The following is a 15146-nucleotide window of genomic DNA, read 5'->3' on the forward strand; positions in this document are numbered from 1 at the left end:
GCTTGAGAGGCTAAGTCAATGAAAAGGCGCAACTTGGGCTGAAACGTAACATCTTAGTCGCCAATCAGCAGATTTTTCTCGAACTGGAATATTCGAAGAAATCTTAGCGTTACACACTACGAACCCAAGCCCAGATCCACCCGGATCGTGGGCCATCCGACGAAAGGAGAAGGACCATGACGACTGGACTGATTCGCTTCAACCCGGAGACCGACCTCTTCCGCGGGCGGATGGACCGTCTCTTCAACCAGATGCTGAACAGCCCCTGGACACCGGCCCTGTCGGAGGACGTCACCAATCGCGGTTTCCTGCCGGCGGTCGACATCCGCGAGACGCCGGAGAACCTCACCATCACGGCGGAGCTGCCCGGCCTCGACAAGAAGGATGTCTCGATCACCCTCGAGAACCAGGTGCTGACCATCTCCGGCGAGCGCAGCTTCGAGAAGGAGGTCAAGGACGAGACCTGCCATCGGATCGAGCGCAGCTACGGCACCTTCTCCCGCTCCTTCACGCTGCCGGCGAACCTCAAGACCGACAAGGTGGACGCGAAGTTCGACAAGGGCGTGCTGGTCGTCACGGTGCCCAAGGCGGAAGAGAGCAAGCCGCGCAAGATCACCATCCTCTGAAGTCGTTCCGGAGGACGCCCCCTCCACCGGAAGTCGGTGGAGGTCGGCGGGGGTCAGCGGGAGCCGCGCCGGCTCCCGCTTTTCTTTTGCGGACGACTTCTCTACGATCCTCGTTCCATGGCCCACAGTTGCGCCTCGAAGGGTCCGTTGGGCAGACCAGCCCCGACGGCTCGCGCCCTGCCGGGAGTCCTCGTTCTGCTCGTGGGCTTCGTGCTCGGCTGCGGCGCCGACAGGCCGTCGGCGGCGCCGGGCACGGCGCGCGCCGCGACCGCCGTCGGCGCCACCATCGCCGACCTGTCCGGAGTCAACGAACTGGTGGCGAGCGACATCCAGTTCACTACCGACGTGCTCGACCAGCTCTTCGTCCAGTTGCTCGACGAGCAGGCCGACTTCGCCGATCATCCGCCCACATTCGCTCCCGAGCTCGCCAGGAGTTACGACTGGTCGGACGACCATCTCGCCCTGACCTTCCATCTCCGCGAGGATGCCCGCTGGAGCGATGGTGTTCCGATGACCGCCGAGGACGTCCGCTGGACCTGGCAGGCCCAGACCTCTCCGGAAGTCGCCTGGAGCTACGCAGACCAGAAGGACGGCATCACGGACGTCGAGGTGGTCGATCCCCACACCGTCCGATTCCGCTTCAAGGCGGCCTACTCCCACCAGCTCACCGACGCGATCGACGGCAAGATCCTGCCGAAGCACGTCTGGGGCCAGGTGCCGTTCGCAGCGTGGCGGGAGAGCGCCGCCTGGTTCCGCGACCACCTGGTGACCAGCGGCCCGTTCCGCCTGGCTGAGTGGCGGCCGGGCGAGGAGCTGGTGCTGGTGCGGAACGAGAACTATTTCGACCCGGCGCTTCCGAAGCTCGACCGGGTGATCTTCCGGGTCGCCCCGGACGCTGCGACGCACATCGAGCAGTTGCTCGCGGGAACGCTCGACTTCGCCTGCGGCATCACTCCGTCCGATGCGGCCCGCATCACGGACCGGAAAGACCTGCGGGTGATCGCCTTCGACAACCGGCAGTACGACTACATCGCCTGGAACCTGCTGCGGGCTCCTTTCGACGACCGGGAGATCCGCCGCGCCCTGACCCTTGCGATCGACCGGCAGGCCCTCGTCGACACCCTGTTCAAGGGCTATGCGCGCGTCGCCTCCTCGCCGATCCCATCGAACATCTGGGCGCACGACCGGACGCTCACGCCCCTGCCGTACGCTCCCGCCGAGTCCCGGCGCATTCTCGCGCAGCAGGGCTTTGCCGACCGCGATGGCGACGGAGTCCTCGAACGCGATGGCCGGCCGTTCGCCTTCGAGTTGACCACAAACTCCTCGAACCGGATCCGCACCGCGGCCCTGGTGTTGATCCAGGAGCAGCTGCGCCGGGTGGGCGTCGCCGCCACCCCCCGCACGATGGAGATCCACGCCCTCACCCAAGCCAATCGGGGGCACGAGTTCGACGCCACGGTCTCCGGTTGGGCGATCGACACCACGCTCGATTTCAGGCCGTACTTCCATTCGACCGAGAGCGCCGGCGGCTACAACATCGGCAGCTACGGCAACGCCGAAGTCGACCGACTGCTCGACACCTCGCGGCGCGCACCGAGCCCCGAAGCTGCACTTCCGGACCTCGTCCGCCTGCAGCAGATACTCCATGCCGACCAGCCCTACACTTTCCTCTGGGAACCGCAGCGCCTGTGCGCTGTGCGCGCCGACCTCGAGGAGGTGCGGCCGAACGCCCTTTCCGCCTATTTCAATCTGCCCGAGTGGCAGCGCCGCGCGTCTCCAGACGGACCGTGACGCGCGCGCTGCTGGCCAGGTTCGCGTCGGCGCTGCTCGCCTGCTGGATCGTCCTCTCCGCCGTCTTCTTCCTCCTCCGGCTGCTTCCGGGTGAACCCGGGGCCGCTTTCGAGGATCCGCGCGTACCGCAGGAGCAGCGTCTCCGCCTGCGCGCCATCTACGGCCTCGACCGGCCGCTCCCGGAGCAGTACCTGCGCTGGCTCGGCGGGGTGGCGCGCGGCGAGTGGGGATACTCGCTCAGTCAGCATCGGCCGGTCGCCCAGATCCTCCGCGAGACGGCTCCGAACACTGTGCTGCTGTCGGCCGCAGCTCTCGCCATCGAGCTCGTTCTCGGCCTCGCGCTCGGCATCGCCGCGGCCCGGCGAGCCGGCTCGTGGTTCGACCACGGGCTGCGCGCTTTGTCGCTCGCCCTCTGGTCGCTGCCGACCTTCTGGCTGGGGCTGATGCTGCTCGCCGCTTTCGCGGTCGCGCTGCCGCTCTTCCCTCCCGGGGCGATGCACGCGGTGGATGCCGACGGGCTCGGCCTCGGGCGCCGTAGCCTCGACCTCGCCTGGCACCTCGTGCTGCCCGCCGCCGCCATCGGGTTGCCCGGCGCCGCAGCGACGGCGCGCTTCGTGCGCTCGACGGTCCTCGAGCGGTTGGGCGAGCCGTTCGTGCAATCGGCGCGCGCCCGCGGGCTCTCCGAACGCCGAGTCCTGTGGACGCACGCGCTGCGTGCCGGACTGGCGCCGATCGCCCAGCTCGCGGGCCTGTCGCTCGCCGCTCTGCTCTCCGGCACGATCGCGGTCGAGGTCGTCTTCGGCTGGCCCGGACTCGGGCGCGCCACGTACGACGCCCTGGTGGCGCGGGACTATCCGCTGCTCCTTGCCGGAACTGCGCTATCCGCCGCTTTCGTTCTCGCCGGAAGCTTCCTCGCCGAGGCGCTGCAGGCCTGCCTCGACCCGCGGCTGCGCGATGCCTGAGATCGCCCCCCGGGCCGAGCGGAGCGACTCGCGGACCTTCCGTGCCGGCTGGGTGCTGCTCGCTTTCATCGTCGGCACGGTCGCGCTCCTGCCGGAGCTCTGGCCGCGCTCGCCCGATCGCCAGCTCGACCCGGCCGCCGCCGGGCTCGCCCGGCCCGGCAGCCGCTTCGACATCGTCCCTCTGGCGGACGGCCGTACCCTCGCCGCCGTCGCGATCGAAGTCACCTCCTCGGAGGTCGTGCTGCACGGGCAACCGCGGCCGACACGGGTCGCGCTCGGCGACCTCGCAGGCGCCATGGACTCGCAGACTTTCCCGCTCGGCAGCGACGAATTCGGCCGCGATGTCGCGGCCCGCGTGCTCGCCGGTGGGCGTGTCTCGCTCGCCGTCGCCGGCTGGACCGTGTTGCTGATCTGTCTGGTCGCGGTCCCCCTGGGCGCGCTCTCCGGCAGCGCCCCGCCGGCGGTCGACCGCGTCGTCTTGCGGACGCTCGAAGCGCTGCAGGCATTTCCACGGCTCTTTCTGCTCCTCGGCCTGGCGGCGATCGTGCGGCCGGGCGTGCTCTCGATCGTCCTCATCCTCGGCCTCACCGGATGGATTCCGATGGCCCGCCTGGTGCGCGCCGAGGTGCGCGCCCTGCGCGACCGCGAGTTCGTGCTCGCGGCGCGCGCCACCGGCGCCGGGCGCGCCAGGGTCGTCCTCCGCCACTTGCTCCCCAACGCCCTCGCGCCGGCACTCGTCGAAGCCTCGCTCGCCGCCGCCTCGGCGATCGTCAACGAAGCGGCGCTCTCGTTTCTCGGATTCGGGCTCCAACCGCCGTCCGCGAGTTGGGGAAACATGATCGCCGACGGGCGTTCCACGCTCTCCGCCGGCTGGTGGGTCGCCTTCTTCCCCGGCGCGGCCCTGGCGCTGACGGCGATCGCCTTCAATCTGGTCGGCGAAGGGCTGCGCGACAAGCTCGATCCGCGCGCGCGCGTTCGGGCCTCTCTCCAGGGTCGCCCCCCCGCCGCCCAGGATCCGTCGCCGCAGGTCTCGTCGCAGGTCTCTTGATGCTGGTCGGGGACTTCGACTTCGAGCTCCCCGCGAGCGCGATCGCTCAAGAGGCCGCACCGCGCGGCAGCAGCCGGCTGCTGTGCCTCGACGCGGCGGGAGCCGCGCGCCATGCCGGCATCGGCGACCTGCCCTCGATCCTCGGGCCGGGCGACCTCCTGATTGCGAACGACACGCGGGTCATTCCGGCGCGCCTCTTCGCCCGCCGAACCGCGCGAGAGGGATCAGAGGCCGGAGAAGGAGCCCGAGTCGAGCTTCTTCTGATCGAGAAGCTCGGCCCACGGCGCTGGCACTGCCTCGCGAAACCCGGCCGCAAGGCCCGGGTCGGGACCCGGCTGCGCCTCAGTGCCGAAGTCTCCGGGCTCGTTGTCGCCAAGGAGGAGGACGGCCGCCACACCGTCGACTTCTCGCTCGAGATCGAGCCCCACCTCGAAACTCTCGGCCACGTGCCGCTGCCGCCCTACATCGCACGCGCCGACCGGCCCGAGGACCGGGCGCGCTATCAGACGGTCTGGGCGCGGGAACCCGGGGCGATCGCCGCCCCGACCGCCGGCCTCCACTTCTCGGAACAGCTCCTGCAGCGCCTCGACACGCGCGGCGTCGAGCGCGCATTCGTCACCCTGCACGTCGGCATCGGGACCTTCAAGCCCGTGACGGCCGAGCTCGTGCACGAGCACCGCATGGAGCGCGAGCGCTACGAGATTCCACCGGCGACCGCCGCGGCGATCGCCCGCGCCCGTCGCGAAGGACGGCGGATCGTCGCCGTCGGCACGACGGTGGTCCGCGCTCTCGAGAGCGCCGCTCTCGCGGAAGCGCCCGCGGCCGCCGCACCGGCCTCGAATGCCGCGGCTGCCGCCGGCAACGTTCCCGCCGGCGCCGGAACGACCGCGATCTTCATCACGCCCGGGTTCCGCTTCCAGGTCGTCGATCTCCTGCTCACCAACTTTCACCTTCCCCGTTCGACCCTGCTCATGCTGGTCTCGGCTTTTGCCGGCCGCGAGCGCGTGCTCGCGGCCTACGCCGAGGCGATCGCCCAGGGCTACCGCTTCTACTCCTATGGCGACGCCATGCTCGTGGAGCGCCAGCCGCCGCCCTGAGGAGTAGAATCGGCATCAACCTACCGCTCGAAAGGAGAGCCCGCCATGTCGACTTCTGTCCGTGGATTGCGCAGCTCGTTACCCGTCCTTCTTCTGACCCTCGCCCTGGGCCTGGTCGCCGGGCCGATCGCCGCCCAGCCCTACGGCGCCTGGCTGGCGCTCTCCGGCGCCAACTCCACCTACATCTCGGTGCCGCACTCTTCGAGTCTCAATCCGACCGACGGCTTCACTTTCGAAGCCTGGGTCGCGATCACCGACAGTGACGGCTGCACGAGCATCGCGGGCAAGGACTACACGCAGGCCTGGTGGATCGGCGTCTGCGGTACGACGCTCAGAAGCTACCTGCGCGGCTCCGGCTCCAGCCGCGACGGCGGCGTCGTTCCGGCAGGAAAGTGGACCCATGTCGCGGTCACCTGGGACGGAACGACGCGCCGCCACTACATCAACGGCGAGGTGGTCGCCTCGTTCGCCCAGGCCGACGCTCCCACGACCAGCACAGCCGCGCTGCGCATCGCCGGCGACGTCTCCTGGCAGTACACCCCGGCGGGCGCGATCGACGAGGTCCGGCTGTGGAACGTGGCGCGCACCACGCAGCAGCTGCGCGACGCCATCAACGAAGCGATCCTCGCCGACACGGCCGGACTGGTCGCGACCTGGGGACTCGACGCCAACGAGGACGACGTCACCGGGGACCATGACGGCAACGGCATCGGCGGACCCGGTTACCTCACCTTCCCGGTCGCGCCGTTCTGTGTCCCCAACGCCACCACGCTCTGCCTCGACGGGCGCTTCGCGGTGAGCGTCGAATGGCGCACCGCCAGCGGTACGGGCGTCGGCACGGTCGCCGGCTGCGGCACCGACGAATCAGGGCTCTTCTGGTTCTTCCATCCGCTGAATTGGGAGATCCTGGTGAAGTCCGTCAACGCCTGCGGCCTGAACGACCGCTACTGGATCTACTCCGCGGCGACCACCGATGTCTTCTATCGCATGACGGTCACCGACGTCTCCGGCGGCGCCTCGAAGACCTATTTCAACTATCCCGGCGCGCCGGCGCCGGCGGTCACCGACTCAGGCGCCTTCGCGACCTGTCCCTGAGGACGGAGGCGACGGCGGCAGCGACCTCACGATGCGGCTCGCCACGATTGCCGCGCCGAAGCCGTTGTCGATGTTGACCACGGCGACGCCCGGCGCGCACGAGTTGAGCATCGTGAGAAGTGGCGCGAGACCGCCGAACGCGGCGCCGTAGCCCACGCTCGTCGGCACAGCGACGACCGGGGCAGCGACCAGGCCGGCGGCGAGCGCCGCCAGGGCGCCGTCCATGCCGGCGACTGCGATGACGACCTGTGCGCGCCGCAGGGCCGGCAGGCGGTCGAGCAGGCGATGCAGGCCGGCGACGCCGACGTCGGTGAAGCGCTCGACCCGGTGGCCGAAGTGCTCGAGGCAGACCGCAGCCTCCTCCGCTACCGGCAGATCGGAAGTCCCGGCGGCGAGGAGAGCGATCTCGCCCGCCTCGCTCCGGGGCTCGCTCCCCAGCGTGACGATGCGCGCCCGTTCGTGATGGATCGCTCCGGCGAACTCCGACGCGAGTCGAAGTCCGGCCTCGCTCGCGAGCCGGGTCACCAGAAAGCGGCCGTGCGCCGCTGCAAAGCGGCGACAGATTGCAACGAGATCCTCCCAGCGCTTGCCCTCGCCGTACACCACCTCCGGATGCCCCGTGCGCAGCTCGCGGTGGAGGTCGAGCCTGGCGAAATCGAGATCGGCGAACGGCAGCTCGGCCAGGTCGGCGAGTGCCTCCGCCGGCGATCGCAGGCCGGAGGCGACCTCTTCGAGCAGTTCCTTGAGTCGTTGCGGCTTCATGCGCCGGCAAGCCGGTCGGCGCCACCGCTGCGGTACCCCGCGGGCTCGAGTGTCGCGCCGCGGAATCCGAGCGCGAGGAGATCGGGCACCAGCTCCCGCCAGATCGACGCCAGCCGACTCACCTCGTCGCCGCCCACCTCGACGCGGGCGCTGGCCTCATCGTGCCGGACCCGCACCACCCGGAAGCCGCGCGCCAGCAACAGGCTCTCGGCGCGCTCGACCCGACGCAGCTTGGCCAGAGTCACCGCCTGCCCGTGCGGGATCCGCGACGACAGGCAGGCATTCGCAGGCCGGTCCCAGGCCGAGAGGCCGAGGCCGCGCGCGATCTCGCGCACCAGCTCCTTGGTCACGCCGTGGGCGAGCAGCGGACTCTCGACACCCTGCTCGCGCACCGCGCGGAGGCCGGGCCGGGCCGGCCCGGGATCCGAGGCGTTGGTGCCATCGCAGACCCGCGAGATACCCCGTTCGCGTGCCAGGCGGACCATCGTCCTCATGCGCATCCCCTGGCACACATAGCAGCGCCAGGCGGGATTGGCCACGTACTCGGGGTCGTCGAGCTCGGAATAGGTTACGACCTCGTGTGCGATGCCGATCTCGATGGCGAGCGCCCGCGCCTGGTCGAGCTCGGCTCCGGCGAGGGTCTCCGCCGCTGCGGTCACTGCCAGCGCCCGCCCGCCGAGAGCGCGCGCCGCGAGCGCTGCGACCACCGCGGAATCGACGCCGCCCGAGAACGCGACCAGCAACGGACCACCCGCGGCGAGGTCCTGCTCGATCCCCCGGCGGAGGCGAAGGGCGTGCTCGTTCATCCGCCGCAGTGTAGCCCGGCTGCCGTCCGGCCGCTGTCCGCCGCCGCCCGGTTCAGAGGCGGCTCTCGTCGGCAGCCGGTGGCGACAGGGGCGGCCGGCCGGCGCTCGCGAGCTTCGACAGCAGGACGGCGGGGTCGTTCGCCACCTTGAGCAGCCCGCGATGTCCCGGGCTGACGAAGCCCTCCTCCACGGCGCGATCGAGAAACGCCAGCAGGGGATCGTAGTAATTGCCGACGGTGAGCAGCCCGCACGGCTTCTGCTGCAGCCCTAGCACGACCCAGGTCCACGCTTCGAAGATCTCCTCGAGCGTCCCCAGCCCGCCGGGCAGTGCGACGAAAGCGTCGGACAGCTCGGCCATCTTCGCCTTGCGCTCGTGCATCGAGTCGACGAGATGCAGCTCCGACAGTCCGGCATGCCCAACCTCGCGATCCATCAGGAAGCGGGGCAGCACGCCGACCACCCTTCCCCCGGTTGCGAGCGCGGCGTCCGCGAGGACACCCATGAGACCGACGTTGCCGCCGCCGTAGACGATCGTGATGCCTCGCCGCGCCACCTCCCGCCCGAACTGAGCCGCCGCCGTGCGGTAGATCTCGCCGCGACCGGCATGCGACCCGCAGAAGACGCCGAGGCTCTTCATTCAGCGGCCCGCGTACTCCTCCACGGGAGGACAGAGGCAGACGAGGTTGCGATCGCCGTAGACGTTGTCGATCCGGCCGACAGCCGGAAAGAACTTGCCGTCCCGCACCCACTCGCGCGGGAAGATCGCCTGCCCGCGTGTATACGGACGATCCCAGCTCTCGCCGGCGATGACCGCGGCGGTGTGCGGGGCGTTCTTGAGCGGGTTGTTCTTGCGGTCGATCCTGCCGTCTTCGACCGCGCGGATCTCCTCGCGGATGGCGATCATCGCTTCGCAAAAGCGGTCGAGCTCGCGCTTCGACTCGCTCTCGGTCGGCTCGATCATCAGCGTCCCGGGTACGGGGAACGACATGGTCGGGGCGTGGAAACCGAAGTCCATGAGTCGTTTGGCGACATCTTCGGCCTCGATTCCGGCGCTCGCCTTGAACGGACGCAGGTCGAGGATGAACTCGTGCGCGACGCGCCCGTTGGCGCCGCGGTAGAGCACCGGGAAGTGCGCACCGAGGCGGGCGGCCATGTAGTTGGCGTTGAGGATCGCCACCTGCGTAGCGCGCTCGAGACCGTCGCCGCCCATCATGGCGATGTACATCCATGGAATCGCCAGGATCAGCGCGCTCCCCCAGGGCGCCGCTGCCACCGGGCCGATCGCCTGCTCGCCACCGCAGCGCACCAGCGGATGTCCGGGCAGGAAGGGAGCGAGATGCCGGGCGACGCCGATCGGGCCCATGCCCGGACCGCCGCCGCCGTGCGGGATGCAGAACGTCTTGTGCAGGTTCAGGTGGCAGACGTCGGCACCGTAGTCGCCGGGCCGGCAGAGTCCGACCTGGGCGTTCATGTTGGCGCCGTCGAGGTAGACCTGGCCGCCATGGGCGTGCACGATCTCGCACAGCCGGCCGATCGACTCCTCGAACACACCGTGCGTCGAGGGGTAGGTCACCATGATCGCGGCGAGTTGAGCGGCGTGTTCGGCGGCGCGCGCTTCGAGGTCGGCAATGTCGATGTTGCCGTGCTCGTCGCACGCGACCGCTACGACCTTCATCCCGGCCATCACCGCCGAGGCCGGGTTGGTGCCGTGTGCCGAGACCGGAATCAGGCACACATTGCGATGCCCCTCGCCGCGCATCTCGTGGAAGGCCCGGATCACGAGGAGGCCGGTGTACTCCCCCTGGCTGCCTGCGTTCGGCTGCAGCGAGACCGCCGCGAAGCCGGTGACCTCGCAAAGCCACCGTTCGAGGTCGGAGAGCATCTGGGCATAGCCCTGGGCCTCCTCCGTCGGCGCGAACGGGTGCAGATCGGCGAGGTCGGGCCACGACAGCGGGACCATCTCGGAGGTCGCGTTGAGCTTCATCGTGCACGAGCCCAGGGCGATCATCGAGTGCGCGAGGGAGAGGTCGCGCGACTCCAGCCGCCGCAGGTAGCGCAGCATCTCGTGCTCGGTGTGGTAGCGGTGGAAGACCGGATGGGCGAGGATCTCCGAGGTGCGCGCATGCGGCGCAGGAATCGCGGAGCGGGCGGCGACAGCGGCGAGGGCTTCGAGAGCCTGCGGATCGGTACCGAAGAGGTCGAGCAGGTCGGCGATGTCGTCGGCGCCAACGGTCTCGTCGAGCGAGATGCCCACACTGCGGGGGCCGAGCTTGCGCAGGTTGATGCCGCGCCGCGAGGCGTCGCCAAGCAGGCCGTCGGCGTCGCCGCCGGCCGCTGCATTGAGCTCGACGGAGAGGGTGTCGAAGAACGGCTCCTCCGCCAGCGTGTGGCCGGCGCGCCGGAGACCTTCGGCGAGCGCCACCGTCATTTGGTGAATGCGCATCGCGATCGCTCGTAGTCCTTCGGGGCCGTGATAGACGGCGTACATCGACGCGAGGATCGCCGGCAGCACCTGCGCGGTGCAGATGTTGGAGGTCGCCTTCTCGCGCCGGATGTGCTGTTCGCGCGTCTGCAGCGCCATGCGGATGGCGGGATTTCCGGCGCTGTCCTTCGACATGCCGATGATCCGTCCGGGCATCTGGCGCTTGTACTCGTCGCGCACCGACATGAAGGCGGCGTGAGGTCCGCCGTATCCCATCGGCAGCCCGAAGCGCTGCGTCGAGCCGACAGCGATGTCGGCGCCGAACTCCCCCGGAGCCCGCAGGAGCGTGAGCGCCAGCAGATCGGCTGCGACGACCATGAGGGCGTTACCGGAATGGGCGAGGTCGGCGAGCGGGGCGTAGTCGAGGACTTTGCCCTCGGTGGTCGGGTACTGCACCAGCACTCCGAAGATCCGTCCGCCAGCGAAATCGCACTGGAAGGGATCGCCGGTCTCGATCTCGATACCCACCGCCCGGGCTCGCGTCTGGACGACGGCGATCGTCTGCGGATGGCAGGCGCGGTCGACGAAGAACACCGGCCGCTCGATCTTCTCGAGGTGCGGATGGATCGCGGCGCACATGTGCATCGCCTCGGCCGCCGCGGTGGCCTCGTCGAGAAGCGAGGCGTTCGAAATCGGCAGCGCGGTCAGGTCGGCGATCATGGTCTGGAAGTTGAGCAGCGCCTCCAGACGTCCTTGCGCGATCTCGGCCTGGTAGGGCGTGTACTGGGTGTACCAGCCCGGATTCTCGAGGATGTTCCGCTGGATGACGCCGGGCATGCGCGACGCGTGGTACCCGAGTCCGAGGTAGGAGCGTGAGCGCCGGTTGCGCGCTGCGAGAGTCTGGAGCCGGTCGAGCATCTCCTGCTCGCCGGGCGCCCGGTTTCGACCGGAGGCATCGATCGCGAGCGACCGGGCGGCGCGAATCGACGCCGGGACGGTCTCCGCTACGAGCGCATCGATCGAGTCCAGGCCGAGCGCCTGGAGCATTTCGCCGATCTCCGCGTCGTTCGATCCGATATGGCGGCGGACGAAGGTGTCGAGCGGCTCGAACAACTCAGTGCTTCCCCTGCTGCACGAACTCGCCGTAGGCCTCGGCATCCATCAGGCTGTCGAGGTCCGAGGAGGCGGAATAGCGCACCTTGACCAGCCAGCCGTCGACGTGCGGGTCCTCGTTGATCAGCTCCGGGTCGTCGGCCAACGCCTCGTTGACCTCGACGATCTCGCCGGCGATCGGGGTGAAGACCTCGGCGACCGCCTTGACCGACTCGATCGTACCGATCTCGTCGCCGGCGTCGTAGACATGCCCGACCTGCGGCAGCTCGACGAAGACGACCTCTCCCAACTCCTTCTGGGCGAAGTCCGTGACCCCGAGTACGGCGATGTCGTCTTCGACCCGCACCCATTCGTGTTCCGTCGTGTAGCGATAGTCTTCCGGATACATTTCAGTCTCCCTCCTGGAGCTGGTTGCGCCGCGCCCTTCTCGTACTCGGGATGCGCTAGCGTGATCGCTTGTAGAACGGCAGGGCGGTGACGCGGGCCTGCAGGAGCTTGCCGCGCACGTCGATCTCTACGCCAGTGCCGACCGCGGCCATCGCGACCGGAACATAGGCCATGCCGAGCGCCTTCTCGAAGGTGGGGCTCCAGGTTCCGCTGGTCACGACCCCCACCTGCTGTCCATCCTTCATGATCGCGCAGCCCTGGCGGGCGATGCCGCGCGACTCGACCTCGTAGCCGACCAGATGGCGGCTCTCGCCGCGCGCCCGCGCAGCGACCAGCGCGGAACGGCCGATGAAGTCACCCTTCTCGAGCTTCACCGTCCAGTCCAGCCGGGCGTCCCACGGAGTCGTCGCGCGGTCGATCTCATGGCCGTAGAGCGCCATGCCGGCCTCGAGGCGCAGGGTGTCGCGGGCTCCGAGCCCCGCCGGCACCAGGCCGGCCGGCCCGCCGGCGGCGAACAGCGCCCGCCAGAGATCCATCGCATCCTGCGGTGCGACGAAGATCTCGAAGCCATCCTCTCCGGTGTATCCGGTGCGCGAGAGGATCGCCTTCCGGCCGGCGACTTCACCGTGCGCGAAGCCGTAGTACTTGATCGGTGCGAGTGGCGTCGCGGTGAGCGGCTGCAGGATCGCGACCGAGCGTGGACCCTGCAACGCGAGCAGGGCGAACTGGTCGGAGCGGTTCTCGAGGGTCACGCTCGCGGGGCGCGGCAGCGACGCGACCCAGGCGAAGTCGCCCTCGATGTTCGAGGCGTTCACGACCAGCATGAACTCCTCATCCCCCATGCGGTAGACCAGCAGGTCGTCGATGAAGGTGCCTTCGGGGGTGAGCAGCGCGCTGTAGTGGATACGCCCGAGGGCGAGCTTCGACACATCGTTCGGCGTGAAGCTCTGCACGAACGCCAGGGCACCCGGCCCGGCGATCGCGAACTCCCCCATGTGCGAGCAGTCGAAGAGACCGGCCGCCGTGCGCACCGCGCGATGTTCGTCGATCAGCCCCTGGTACTGCACGGGCATCTCCCAGCCGGCGAAATCGACGATCTTCCCACCGGCGGCAACATGAGCTTCGTAGAGCGGCGTGCGGCGAAGAATCGGGTCGGCGGACATATCGTGGAAACTATATCGCGGCGGGAATCCACCGGCAGCCTGTGATGCTGCTCACTTCGCGGAGGACCTACCCCAAAGTAGGGTTCCCGGTCTCATGAACGTTCATCCGAGCCGGGAGCGTCGTCGCCGCCCTGCGCCAGCGCCATCGGCTCCGGCCGGCCGGTCGCGGCGCAGCCTCCTCCTTCCGCTTTCCGGGGACGCCTATCGGCCGGCCCGCGAGATGCGCCGCCCGGAAGGCCCGGAAGGACCCGGGGAGGAGTCCCTCACACCTCCGGCCCTGGCAGTCCTGGCGCTCACCCGGCTGGCCTTCGGCCCGACCGCGGGCGATATCGCAGCTTTCAACGCCCTGGGCGGCAACGACCTCCAGCGGCTCACCGCCTGGGTCGATCAGCAACTCGCCCCGGCGACGCTCCCCGACGCCGCCTGCGACGCCCGAATCGCGGCGAGCGGCTTCAGCACGCTCGGCAAGAGCCTGACGCAGCTCTTCCTCGACCATCACGTCGCCGACCCGGAGTGGTACGAGCGCATCCGCCCTGCCACCGAGACCGAGCTCGCGACCTGGACCCGTGCGGTCTATTCGAAGCGCCAGCTCTTCGAGGTCCTGGTCGATTTCTGGCACAACCACTTCAATGTCTACGCCTGGGAGTTCATCGAGGCCCCTCTCTGGGTGCACCACGATCGCGACGTCATTCGCGCCCACGCGCTGGGGAACTTCCGGCAGATGCTCGAAGCCGTGGTGAAGTCGCCGGCGATGCTCGTCTACCTCGACAACTACATCAATTTCGCCGCCGATCTCGATGGGAATCCGGTCGGGTCGAACGAGAACTTCGCCCGCGAAATGATCGAGCTCCACTGCCTTGGTGCCGAGAACTCCCACGGCAATCTGCCGCGCGAGCAGGTGCCCGGTTACCCCAACCCCACCGGCTATTGCCAGGCGGACGTCGTGGACGTGGCGCGCGCCCTCACCGGCTGGACCTTCGCCATCGACTGGGTGCAGTGGGACTGTCCCGAAGGTCTCGACAACGACGGTCACTTCTTCTATTGCGACGAGGCGCACGATACGCTGCCGAAGCAGGTGCTGGGGACGTCGATCCCCGGCGGCGGCACTGCCGCCAGCGACGGCGCAGCGGTGCTCGACCGCCTTGCCTCCCACCCCGCCGCCGGCCGCTTCATCGCCCGCAAGCTCTGCCGCCGATTGGTGGGCGACTTCCCGCCGCAGTCGCTCGTCGACTCCGCGGGCGCGCTCTTCACCGCCCAGTGGCAGGCCCCGGACCAGATCCGCCAGGTCGTCCGCCACATCGTGCTGTCGAACGAGTTCCGCACCACCTGGGGCGAGAAGGTGAAGCGGCCGTTCGAGATCGCCGCCTCCGCCCTGCGGGCCGGTGGTGCGAACTTCCCGTTCACGACTTTCCTGGCCGACGAGGACGCGGTCAACAGCTTTCACTGGTTCTTCGAGGCCGGCGGACAGGCGCTCTTCGCCTGGCATCCGCCGAACGGCTATCCGGACGTCCGCGGCGCCTGGCAGAGCGCCAATCCGCGCGTCGCCCTCTGGCGGCTGGTGAACTGGCTCGTCGAGGCGGACCAGGACGACAACGACCGCTTCCTGAGCATCGTCGACGCGACCCTCGCCTCGCCGGCGCGATCGGCCGAAGCGATCGTCGACTTCTGGATCGCGCGCATCTTCGGCCGGGCGCTCGCCGCCGCCGACCGGGGCGAGCTGGTCGATTTCATGGCCGCCGGGCACAATCCGACGTTCGCGCTTCCCATCCACACCAACGACTGGCCCGACTACACCCAGGACCGCCTGCGCAGCCTCGTCGGGCTGATGCTCATGTCGCCCGAATTCCTCTGGCGCTGACGGCGCGAGGCAAGGA

General features: G+C 69.3%; 13 protein-coding genes. 7 read left to right on the forward strand and 6 right to left on the reverse strand.

The features are described from left to right. Positions 1-176 precede the first annotated feature (176 nt). From KBI44_04865 to KBI44_04890, 6 genes are all read left to right on the forward strand, one after another. Positions 177-626 (forward strand): Hsp20/alpha crystallin family protein, encoded by a 450-nt coding sequence (locus tag KBI44_04865; GenBank protein ID MBP9143798.1) that lies wholly within the window; start codon positions 177-179, stop codon positions 624-626. 147 nt (positions 627-773) lie between these two features. Next, complete coding sequence (locus KBI44_04870; GenBank protein MBP9143799.1) at positions 774-2417, forward strand: hypothetical protein; 1644 nt, start codon at positions 774-776, stop codon at positions 2415-2417. Further along, positions 2414-3379, forward strand: coding sequence for an ABC transporter permease (locus tag KBI44_04875; protein ID MBP9143800.1), 966 nt, complete (start codon positions 2414-2416; stop codon positions 3377-3379). The genes KBI44_04870 and KBI44_04875 overlap by 4 nt, the downstream gene beginning before the upstream one ends. After that, positions 3372-4427, forward strand: a complete 1056-nt coding sequence (locus KBI44_04880) for an ABC transporter permease (protein MBP9143801.1) — start codon at positions 3372-3374, stop codon at positions 4425-4427. The genes KBI44_04875 and KBI44_04880 overlap by 8 nt, the downstream gene beginning before the upstream one ends. Then, the gene (queA, locus tag KBI44_04885) at positions 4427-5524 is read left to right on the forward strand and encodes a tRNA preQ1(34) S-adenosylmethionine ribosyltransferase-isomerase QueA (GenBank protein ID MBP9143802.1); all 1098 of its coding nucleotides are present in this window, start codon (positions 4427-4429) and stop codon (positions 5522-5524) included. Before KBI44_04880 ends, queA begins: the two co-directional genes overlap by 1 nt. Before the next feature lie 45 nt (positions 5525-5569). Further along, the gene (locus KBI44_04890) at positions 5570-6619 is read left to right on the forward strand and encodes a LamG domain-containing protein (GenBank protein MBP9143803.1); all 1050 of its coding nucleotides are present in this window, start codon (positions 5570-5572) and stop codon (positions 6617-6619) included. On the opposite strand, the gene larB is transcribed toward KBI44_04890, so the two are convergent. Genes larB through gcvT form a run of 6 tightly spaced genes read right to left on the reverse strand, consistent with a single transcriptional unit; the run spans position 6593 to position 13272 of the window. Beyond that, the gene (gene larB, locus KBI44_04895; protein MBP9143804.1) at positions 6593-7381 is read right to left on the reverse strand and encodes a nickel pincer cofactor biosynthesis protein LarB; all 789 of its coding nucleotides are present in this window, start codon (positions 7379-7381) and stop codon (positions 6593-6595) included. The genes KBI44_04890 and larB overlap by 27 nt on opposite strands. Then, positions 7378-8187 carry an ATP-dependent sacrificial sulfur transferase LarE gene (gene larE / locus KBI44_04900; GenBank protein ID MBP9143805.1) on the reverse strand — a complete coding sequence of 270 codons (810 nt, stop codon included), beginning with the start codon at positions 8185-8187 and terminating at the stop codon, positions 7378-7380. Before larE ends, larB begins: the two co-directional genes overlap by 4 nt. 52 nt (positions 8188-8239) lie before the next feature. Beyond that, a complete protein-coding gene (locus KBI44_04905; protein ID MBP9143806.1) occupies positions 8240-8824 on the reverse strand; it encodes a TIGR00730 family Rossman fold protein in 585 nt (194 codons plus the stop codon). Further along, positions 8825-11767, reverse strand: coding sequence for an aminomethyl-transferring glycine dehydrogenase (gene gcvP, locus KBI44_04910; protein ID MBP9143807.1), 2943 nt, complete (start codon positions 11765-11767; stop codon positions 8825-8827). It abuts the gene before it with no gap. Next, complete coding sequence (gene gcvH, locus KBI44_04915) at positions 11724-12110, reverse strand: glycine cleavage system protein GcvH (GenBank protein ID MBP9143808.1); 387 nt, start codon at positions 12108-12110, stop codon at positions 11724-11726. The genes gcvP and gcvH overlap by 44 nt, the downstream gene beginning before the upstream one ends. A gap of 55 nt (positions 12111-12165) precedes the next feature. Beyond that, entirely contained in the window at positions 12166-13272 is a 1107-nt protein-coding gene (gene gcvT / locus KBI44_04920) for a glycine cleavage system aminomethyltransferase GcvT (GenBank protein MBP9143809.1), read from the reverse strand. A gap of 94 nt (positions 13273-13366) precedes the next feature. Between gcvT and KBI44_04925 the strand changes: the two genes are divergently transcribed. After that, on the forward strand, positions 13367-15130 hold the full coding sequence (locus KBI44_04925; protein MBP9143810.1) for a DUF1800 domain-containing protein: 1764 nt from the start codon (positions 13367-13369) through the stop codon (positions 15128-15130). Positions 15131-15146 lie beyond the last annotated feature (16 nt).

The sequence above is a fragment of the Thermoanaerobaculia bacterium genome, from assembly GCA_018057705.1.
In the GTDB taxonomy this organism is placed as follows: Bacteria; Acidobacteriota; Thermoanaerobaculia; order Multivoradales; family JAGPDF01; genus JAGPDF01.